Here is a 7,218-nt window from a genome sequence, read left to right as displayed (position 1 = left end):
CTGCGTAATGGAGTGGAAACTGTTCCATCGAATATACGCAAGAATTACCACTTGGAAAAGATACCTCGTGGGAAACAGCGGGGCAAGTTCTTTTTCGGTTCCAAGATAGTAGCATTGAATTTCAGAAAACTCTTCAACTATGTGAAGGGTTTAGGACATTACGCTCAAAATCCGGTACTTGTATAAAATCAAGGAAGGGAATACCAGCGTATATCCGAAGAAATCCGGTATTACACTACAAAATATGAATTTTTCAAGGTGCTATAGAAATAGAGGACAAAGTTATTTATGGTTTTGACCCTAACATCATAATATAAAGCGGGGAACAAAAAGAGGTGGGATGGATATGATGGATCGGATATCTGCCTACCGGGAACTGATTCGGAAAAATATTGATTACGAGAACTACCCGCCGATCTATAACAAGCAGGAAGTGGATGAACTGATCGAGCTGATTGTAGAAACCCTAATGCTGCCGCCGGATGCAGGAACAATTCGGATTGGAGGAAAGGAACGTCCTGTTCCGATTGTAAAAAGCATGTTCCTGAAGCTGGATAAAGATCATATCTGTTATATCCTGAAGTGCCTGCACAATACGGAAAAGAAAAAAGAGTAAAAATGGCCGTATCAAAAAAACAGCCAGAGAAAAAAAGGCAGAAAAAGAAAAGCAGCTTGTGGATCATAGCGTTGATTGCTGTTATTTTGCTGATTCTTGTTGGAGTCGTATTTTTGGTACTGCCAAAATTTCGAAAAGAAGCTGCACCGGAAAAACCGGAAACGATCAAGGTGGAAGCTGCAGAGAAAAGCTATGCTGCCGGAAGTCGGCTTTCAGAAAAAAAATTTCCGCGTATACGGAATATCCGGGAAACAGAAACAGCTTCTGGATGCAGATACATACAGCGTGTCACCGGCTAAAGTGCCGGCACATGGCCACAGTGTTACCGTAGAGGTTTCCTCCAAGGCATATCCGGATATCAAGGCAGAGATAACAGTGCTTATTGACCGTGATGAAAGTGTTAGGTATAAAATCGGCAGAGAAAATCCAGATGATGTGGAGGCTATCCTGTATTCCAACGGGGATCTAGAAATATCCGGAAAAGGAAGCGTCCGGAATTTCAAATCAGATTCTGCGCCATGGAAGAAAGATTCTGTTAAACGGCTGACCTGGATTGATCCGGAGGCAGAAGTGGAAAGCATGGACTACTGGTTTACAGGAAATGACGAATACCTGGAAACATTGTGCCGCATTCCGGACACAGTGAGAAGCATGGTGGAAACATTCAAAAATGCCACAGCGATGACCAGTATGCCGGATATGTCTGGTGCGGTCCGGCTGGAAGATATTACATCCTGCGCAGAAGGGTGTATTGCACTGGAAAAGGCCATGGAACTTCCAGGGAATATAAAACAGGCAAAAAAAGCATTTTACGGTGATACGGCGCTGATCGATGGAGCCGATACAACAGCCTGTATGCAGCTGGAGAACATGGATTCTATGTATTACGGCTGTATGGCTCTGGCATCTGTCCAGATTCCGGACAGTGCGAAAGAACTTTCGAATATCTGCAATGGCTGCGTCAACCTGAAAGAAGTACATATCCCATCGTCTGCACAGAAAATGAACAGCAGTTTTTTCGGATGTACCGCACTGGAATCCATAACCGGTGAAATCCCATCTTCCTGTACGGATAGCGGGAACCTGTTTTCCGGCTGTAAGTTCCTGAGTGGAACACTTACCGTTTCCTGTACATCCAAGACAACCCTTTCAAGCTCGTTTTCGGACGCTGCAACGGCTGGAACAGGACTTACGATCATTTTACGGTACGATGCAGAAAAATCGCAGGAAACGGCCAATACGGGCTTCTACGGGGGAACAAAAAGTGCAGATGAAATCCTGAACGCATTAAAGGCATCTATGGAAGCCGCATTCAGCAGCGGAAGCCATATTACAATAACAACAAATGCAGATAAAACAGAGGGGTGATTAGAATGTAATAAAAATGCAATATGAAAAATAGCAAAAGACTCTTGTAATTACGGAATTGGAAAGGTAATATGATAATATGATCCAAAGAAATAAAAAAGGGGGAGAAACCATATGGACATGAAAGAGCTTCGAAAAAATGCAGAAAAAGTAATAGCAGAACGTTTTCCGGACTTCAATTTTTCCACACTGGACTGGGGAGAGCTTGATCCATTCTATCTGGAGCATCCGGAAGAAATACCGATTGAGCATGAGTTTATTGGCTACCGGCAGGATGGTGATGTAGCGGAAGATTACCAGGGAAACCTGTATCTGGTTCTTTGTGATCCAGGAATCCACCCGATCGGAAGTGTATGCATGGAACAGTCCGAACTGGACGATGCCGTAAAACTTGGAAAACGGGAAGATTATACCGGGGAACTTCTGGAAGAAATTCCAGAATAAAGTGAAATAATAAAACAAGGAATCCCGTGTCAAACATTGACACGGAATTCAAACAGAAAAATCGGTGTCAATGTTTGACACGGACGGAGGAAAAAAATATGAGAAAAAGAATCGCAATGGTACTTCTTGGCCTGAGCCTGGCAGTAGGCACACCGGCCGCAACAAATATGTTCCCAGTAGTTTCTGCCCAGACAGTACAGGCAGCTGGAAAAACCGGATGGACACAGGAGTCCGGAATCTGGTATTTTTACAAAGACGGTGTAAAACAGACCGGCTGGCAGACCTGGGACGGAAAAAAATATTATCTGAATGCAGACGGAACCATGAAAGCAAATGAGTGGATGATTGATACGGATGGATCGGTTTACTACTTCCGCAGCTGGGGTGGAGCTTACCTGAACTGCAAGGCAAGAATCAACGGCAGAAGTTATACTTTCGGTGCAGACAGTAAGGTACAGGGTTCCCAGTGGGTTGTAAAAGGCGGAAAATGGTATCTGGTGAAAGACGGAAAAATTGCAACCGGCTGGCAGACCTGGGATGGAAATAAATACTACATGAATAGTGATGGAAGTATGCGCTCCAATGAGTGGAAACTGGATGATACCGGAAAAATCCGTTATCTCTGCAGCTGGGGAGGAGCTTATAAGAGCCGGTCTGCAAAAATCAATGGACGTTCGTATACCTTCAATAGTGCTGCAGAAGTAACCAACATGCAGTGGATCGTGATGGATGGACAGTGGAAACTGGCAAAAGATGGAAAAATTGCAACGGGTTGGCAGACCTGGGACAATAACCGTTACTATCTGAACGCAGACGGAACCATGAAAGCAAATGAATCTTTCACGGACGGGGGAAAAACCTATTTCTTCTGCAGCTGGGGCGGAGCTTATAAAAACTGCTGGCAGACCTGGAACGGAAAAAAATATTACCTGCATGATAACGGTGCAGCCTATCAGAATGAGTGGCTGAAAACCGGAGGAAAATGGTACTGGTTCCAGGCAGACAGCACCATGGCAGTGAACACAAGCTTTACATACAAAGATAACCTGTATTTTGTGGACGGAAACGGAGTTATGCTTTCCGGATGCTGGAAAGAAGAAAACGGAGCAAAATACTATATCCGGAGCTGGGGCGGAGCCTGCAAGGATATGCAGATGAAAATTTCCGGAAAGACATATTATTTCCGATCAGACTGTAAGATGGTAACGGATCAGACGGTAAACGGAAATTACTACGGAAAAGACGGTGCGCTTACAACAAAACCGGAAGCGAAACCAACAGAGACACCAAAGCCAACGGAAACGCCAAAGCCAACGGAAACGCCAAAGCCGACAGAGACACCGAAGCCGACAGAGACACCGAAGCCAACAGAGACACCGAAGCCAACAGAGACACCGAAGCCAACAGAGACACCAGCAGAAACCGTTTATGCAACAAGCGTAACAATTACACCGAACAGTAATCTGGAATTAACTGAAGTTGGACAGACACTGCAGCTGGCCGCAACCGTATATCCGGAAAATGCAACCAACAAAGCGGTAAAATGGACTTCGGATGATCCGGAAGTAGCAAGTGTAGATGAAAATGGACTTGTAACGGTTCATAAAAAAAATGGTATGCGAAAAGTTATTATCTCAGCTGATGCAATGGGATCTAAGCCAAACGGAGGTGTTGTTGGAAGATACGTAGAAGTAAAAATTAATATCCCATACACCAACGAAGAGGCTCTTGGAATGACCGTTTACGATCAGGAAGTTTCCAGAAAGATTTTCGATCTGGTAAATGAAGAACGTGTCAAAGAAGGACACGCAGCCATGATCTGGGATGATAAGCATTGTTATCCGAGAAGCGTTGCCGCTGCCGGATACCATATCATGAGATCAATCACACAGCCAGGATACGGAACTTCTGATAATCTGGCCCTGCATGGTGGCAGACAGAACGGCTGCGGCGGTGGTCTGTCATATACAGATTCCGATGATCTTGCCCGCCAGATCTTCAACCTTTGGATGTCCTCTCCAGGCCATAAAGCAAACCAGATGGATGATTATAATGCATATGGAGCAATCGCTGTAATGTATGGACAACCGCAGGAGTATAACGGAAGAAAGATTGTGAATTTCTCAGCTGTATTCTCATTTGCAAATCAGGATCTTGACTTTCCAGCTACTTGGGAACATATGGACGATGGTATGAGTGATGTACTCGGCATGACAGAAAACGATTATTATCAGATTACAAACTACTTTATTCGATAAAAAAGAATCCCCTCTCGTAGACGAATCGCGAGAGGGGATTTGTATGTCGAAGAGGTAGTAAAATAGTCGATGATATGCTATACTGAATCTAATCAGATCAGAACGTGATAGGGATAGTCTGATGGTTGTCCTTTCTGGAAACAGAAAGGGGGTAATGCCAATGAATACAATGGAAGTGTTGACACTTTTACTTGTTGTTTTTGCGGCGTTATCCAATGCGTCGTAAAACTTCTTGCTTTAGCTATGGGGATATAAGACGCGTCCATCGAATTTACGCAAGTAATTGAGATGGACAAAATAGTGGTTGTATTAAATGGAAAAATATAGTATAATACAAACATGAATACAACATATAAATCAAACAACAATGTCGTCTATTCGTGCAAATACCATGTAGTATGGTGTCCTAAATATAGACGAAAAGTATTAACCAATGGTGTAGATACCAGGTTGAAGGAACTGCTCACAGAGTATGCTGCAAATCTTTCTGTAGAGATTCTGGAAATGGAAATCATGCCGGATCATGTTCATATGCTGCTGGAAGTAGAACCTCAGTTTGGTATTCACAAAGCCGTAAAATCTTTCAAAGGCTATACTTCCAGAATTTTAAGACAGGAATTTCCATATCTTAAAACTAAGATGCCGACGCTTTGGACAAACAGCTATTTTGTATCGACGGTGGGTGGTGCTCCGCTGGAAGCAGTAAAACAGTATATCGAAAACCAGAAAACATCGCAGAGACAAAAGGATAAGATGGGATAATGCAAAAAGGGATCAAATTCAGAATCTACCCGAATAAAGGACAGAAAGCCTTCATTCACCAGACGCTGGGATGCTGCAGGTTCATCTATAACCGGGGACTTGCCATGCGTAAGGAAGGCTATGAAAAAGGGGAAAAAATCGGCTATGGACAGACTTCTGCCATGCTGACGGAACTGAAAAAGCAGGAAGAGTTTGCTTTTCTGAAAGAAGTCGATTCCATCGCATTACAGCAGTCATTGCGGGATCTTGACCGGGGATTTGTAAACTTTTTTCAAAAAAGAGCGTCCCATCCAACTTTCAAAAGCAAACATAACCATTTTCAGTCGTACAGAACGGTAAATCAAAAAGACAACATTCGTATCGTGGGAAGATATATCAAACTTCCGAAGCTTGGATATGTGAAAGTGCGTCAGTCAATGGAAGTGGGAAACATTCATCACGTAACCATTGAGCATACGCCATCCGGAAAATATTTTGCGGTTCTGAATGTTGAATTTGAACCGGAACCGCGACCTAATCAGGGTGGAACGATTGGGATTGATGTTGGAATCAAAACATTCTATTCTGACAGCAACGGAAATACAGTAGCGAATCCCAGATATCTGGAACGCTCGATGCGAAAACTTGTAAGGGAACAGCGCAGACTTTCCCGAAGAGAGAAAGGATCCCATAACCGGGATAAGCAGCGAATTCGAGTTGCCAAAGTACATGAAAAAGTAACGAATCAAAGAAATGATTTCCTGCAGAAACAGTCAACGATGCTGGTGTGTGAAAACCAAACCATCTGCATCGAAGACCTGCATGTAAAGGGAATGATCCGGAACCATAAACTGGCAAAGTCGATAGCCAGTGTTTCGTGGGCAAAGTTTTTCGAGATGCTGGAATATAAAGCTGTGTGGTATGGAAATGAAATCCGCAAAGTACCAACGATGTATCCGAGCAGCCAGACCTGCAGTTCCTGTGGCTATCGGAATCCGCTGGTGAAAAATCTGCGCATTCGTATCTGGGAGTGCCCCGGCTGTCACGCAGTTCATGACCGGGATACGAATGCAGGCATCAATATTTTGAAAAAAGGACTGCAGCTGCAGTCGGCATAAAGATAAGAAAACTGTACCGCAGGGCATGCGGGAACAGTATAAATATAGCCTGTGGACACCGTGTAAGACATTGCAGTACCGTAAGGTATTTGCCAATGCAATGGTGGAAGAAACAGGAATCCCCCTGCTTTAGCTGTGGGGAGTGTCAACTTACATAGACAACCACCGCAAATAGCAAGAGGGCTATTCCCTATTGGCAGTAGGGGATAGCCTTTGTCTCTTGTTGCTTTTTTGTAATAATTTAAATTATTTCAGAAAGTACAACCACTGACACGGAAATATCCTTGATTGCTTCTGATTTGATTATAAGCTGCCAGACGGAAAAAGTCAAGCAGCATGGGGGATGCGCAGAGTTTTGTGTATTCCTTTTTGTTGAAAAAATAGAATATTCTGTCTGGACTTGTTGTTTTTGCTAAGAAGTCAAGGTAACGTTTATGAAGCGATATTTCAGAGACGTTACCTTTTTATAAAAAAATCTGTGGTTTTAGACGATAAAAATGTCATCTTTTTTGAGAAAATGTCATGTTCTTATATGAAACCAAGCAATCAGTGTGCCGTTTCCTTTCTGCATGAGCAGTGTGCCAACTGTCCGTAGCAGGATCAATGCAAGCCGAAGATCTTTAAGAAGGTTGCAAAAATAGTAACATCCAAAGCAGCGCATGAACGTGCGAAA

6 protein-coding genes and 1 pseudogene are annotated in these 7,218 nt (G+C 43.4%); all 7 read left to right on the top strand.

Annotation, left to right across the window (positions count from 1 at the left end; translation table 11 throughout):
* Positions 1 to 186 (top strand): annotated as a pseudogene (locus DWZ60_RS17630) (transposase); the annotation flags it as partial.
* A 154-nt stretch (positions 187 to 340) separates the two neighbouring features.
* On the top strand, positions 341 to 616 hold the full coding sequence (locus tag DWZ60_RS16300; RefSeq protein WP_055265164.1) for a DUF6017 domain-containing protein: 276 nt from the start codon (positions 341 to 343) through the stop codon (positions 614 to 616).
* Between the two features lie 192 nt (positions 617 to 808).
* Positions 809 to 1,984: a leucine-rich repeat protein gene (locus DWZ60_RS16295; protein WP_119222128.1), complete on the top strand. Its 1,176-nt coding sequence runs from the start codon at positions 809 to 811 to the stop codon at positions 1,982 to 1,984.
* A gap of 114 nt (positions 1,985 to 2,098) precedes the next feature.
* Positions 2,099 to 2,428, top strand: coding sequence for a hypothetical protein (locus tag DWZ60_RS16290; protein WP_118594768.1), 330 nt, complete (start codon positions 2,099 to 2,101; stop codon positions 2,426 to 2,428).
* A gap of 98 nt (positions 2,429 to 2,526) precedes the next feature.
* Positions 2,527 to 4,686 (top strand): Ig-like domain-containing protein, encoded by a 2,160-nt coding sequence (locus DWZ60_RS16285; RefSeq protein WP_118750635.1) that lies wholly within the window; start codon positions 2,527 to 2,529, stop codon positions 4,684 to 4,686.
* Positions 4,687 to 5,025: 339 nt separating this feature from the next.
* Positions 5,026 to 5,448, top strand: a complete 423-nt coding sequence (gene tnpA / locus DWZ60_RS16280) for an IS200/IS605 family transposase (protein WP_055266992.1) — start codon at positions 5,026 to 5,028, stop codon at positions 5,446 to 5,448.
* A complete protein-coding gene (gene tnpB, locus DWZ60_RS16275; RefSeq protein WP_119222126.1) occupies positions 5,448 to 6,545 on the top strand; it encodes an IS200/IS605 family element RNA-guided endonuclease TnpB in 1,098 nt (365 codons plus the stop codon). The genes tnpA and tnpB overlap by 1 nt, the downstream gene beginning before the upstream one ends.
* Positions 6,546 to 7,218: the final 673 nt, after the last annotated feature.

This window comes from Blautia sp. AF34-10 (assembly GCF_003477865.1).
Taxonomy (GTDB): Bacteria; Bacillota; Clostridia; order Lachnospirales; family Lachnospiraceae; genus Fusicatenibacter; species Fusicatenibacter saccharivorans.
Note: the sequence above shows the minus strand (reverse complement) of the source record. Positions and strands in the feature narration are given on the sequence as shown.

Bases quoted from the DNA above. Each gene is read 5' to 3' on its own strand.
- tnpA (WP_055266992.1), top strand. From the start codon at position 5,026: ATGAATACAACATATAAATCAAACAACAATGTCGTCTATTCGTGCAAA.
- DWZ60_RS16300 (WP_055265164.1), top strand. From the start codon at position 341: ATGGATATGATGGATCGGATATCTGCCTACCGGGAACTGATTCGGAAA.
- DWZ60_RS16290 (WP_118594768.1), top strand. From the start codon at position 2,099: ATGGACATGAAAGAGCTTCGAAAAAATGCAGAAAAAGTAATAGCAGAA.
- DWZ60_RS16285 (WP_118750635.1), top strand. From the start codon at position 2,527: ATGAGAAAAAGAATCGCAATGGTACTTCTTGGCCTGAGCCTGGCAGTA.
- tnpB (WP_119222126.1), top strand. From the start codon at position 5,448: ATGCAAAAAGGGATCAAATTCAGAATCTACCCGAATAAAGGACAGAAA.
- DWZ60_RS16295 (WP_119222128.1), top strand. From the start codon at position 809: ATGCTGCCGGAAGTCGGCTTTCAGAAAAAAAATTTCCGCGTATACGGA.